This window comes from Pseudokineococcus sp. 1T1Z-3 (assembly GCF_037482365.1).
In the GTDB taxonomy this organism is placed as follows: domain Bacteria; phylum Actinomycetota; class Actinomycetes; order Actinomycetales; family Quadrisphaeraceae; genus Pseudokineococcus.
Window position 1 is genome coordinate 1 of the sequence record NZ_JBBHZF010000031.1, and the last position, 667, is coordinate 667.

2 pseudogenes are annotated in these 667 nt (G+C 73.8%); both read left to right on the forward strand.

The window, feature by feature from the left end:
• Nucleotides 1-191, forward strand: a pseudogene (locus tag WDV86_RS15935) (GTP cyclohydrolase II); the annotation flags it as partial.
• A gap of 200 nt (nucleotides 192-391) precedes the next feature.
• Nucleotides 392-667: pseudogene (locus tag WDV86_RS15940) on the forward strand (hypothetical protein); the annotation flags it as partial.

Sequence of the window (667 nt, forward strand, 5' to 3'; positions counted from 1 at the left end):
CGCCCGTGCTCGTCGGCGACGGCGTCCCGGGCCTGCGCTTCGAGGGGACCGACCTCATGGCCGACGCGCTACGGGCGCCCTCGCGGCGCTTCGTCCTCGGGGACGACGTCGCGGTCGAGCTCGACCTGTCTGCGAGCCGAACTCGCAACCTCCTCACGCCGAGCCTCCCGTCGGCAGGAGATGCACGGTGACGACCGCTGACGTGCCCCAGCCCCCCGCCGCAGCAAGACCCGCGACCTCACCGAGCAGGCCCACCGTCGACGCCCCGGGGCCACAGCCCCCCGGGCACCCTCGAACGAGGCGGCTCAAGAAGACCTACCAGAGCCCTTCGAGTCGACAGGGCCGGGGGGCTCAGCAGCAGCGCCGGTGCGGCACGGCTCACCGCGACGCGGTGGTCACCGTCCTGACCGCCATGGCCGTCTGTACCGTCATCGTGGTCGCGACCGCCTCCCGCACCGGGGCCGATGTCGTCACCGGGGTCGTCGCGGTGGCCGTCGGTGTGTGCTTCGTCGGCGTGGCCGCACTGGCTGTCGCGCGACGCCCAGACCACTGGAGTGGTCCGGCCGACCGCATCACCCTCGCCCGCACCGTCCTGGGCGGTGGCGTAGCCACCCTCGTGACTCTCGACGCCCTGTCCGCCGCCGGACTCGGACCGTCCTGGGCCATC